General features: G+C 71.4%; 1 protein-coding gene. It reads left to right on the top strand.

The annotated features are described in order from the left end of the window. The coding region (locus tag MMF96_RS19430; protein ID WP_256884479.1) for a DUF222 domain-containing protein at window positions 1-782 on the top strand (782 nt) is incomplete at both ends.

Below are 782 nucleotides of genomic sequence, written 5' to 3'. Positions count from 1 at the left end.
CAGCCGCCCCGGCCACACCCGGCCCCGGCCCCGGCCCCGGCCCGGGGCCGCATGCCGCGGCCCCGCTGGGCTTGGACGTCGACGCCCTCAGCGATGCCCAGGCCGTCTCCTGGGCCCAGGAACTGGAACACCTGGGCGCATACCTGGCCGCCCTGCAGGTCCAGATCGCCGGCAACCTGGCCGGACGGGTGCGCGCCGGACGCTTCGACGGCATCAAGCACGCGACGGACCTGCTGGGCACGAGCCTGAAACTGGGCCGGGGCGAAGCCTCACGCCGGCTGCGCCTGGCCGAACGGTTCCTGCCCGTCACGGACGAACTGACCATGGCCGAGACCCCCGCCGCGCAACCGGCAACCGCAGCAGCGTTCTTCGCCGGGGAACTCTCCATGGAGCGCGCCCTGACCGCCTCCCGCTACACCGAGGAAGTCCGCCACCTCGCCGACGCCGGCCGCATCACCACGGAAACGGCCGACCAGATGGAGCACACCCTCACCGGCCATGCCCGCACCATGGACCCCGACTCCCTCTCCCGCGTCGGCCTACGCGCGGTCAACACCCTGGACCCCGACGGCCAGCAACCCACCGAGGGCGAACTCGTGGCAAAACAAGGCATCTTTTTCCGCCAACCCCGCCGCGGCCTGGTCCACTTCGAAGGCTGGGCCACCGTGCCCCAATACGAAGCCTGGATGGCCGGCACCGGCTCGGCAGCCAACCCCAGGCAACACACCGACCCCAACAACACCCAAGACACCAACACCCAAGCCAGCCCGAACCACACCACC

It is taken from the genome of Arthrobacter sp. STN4 (assembly GCF_024539665.1).
Classification (GTDB): domain Bacteria; phylum Actinomycetota; class Actinomycetes; order Actinomycetales; family Micrococcaceae; genus Specibacter.
Note: the sequence above shows the minus strand (reverse complement) of the source record. Positions and strands in the feature narration are given on the sequence as shown.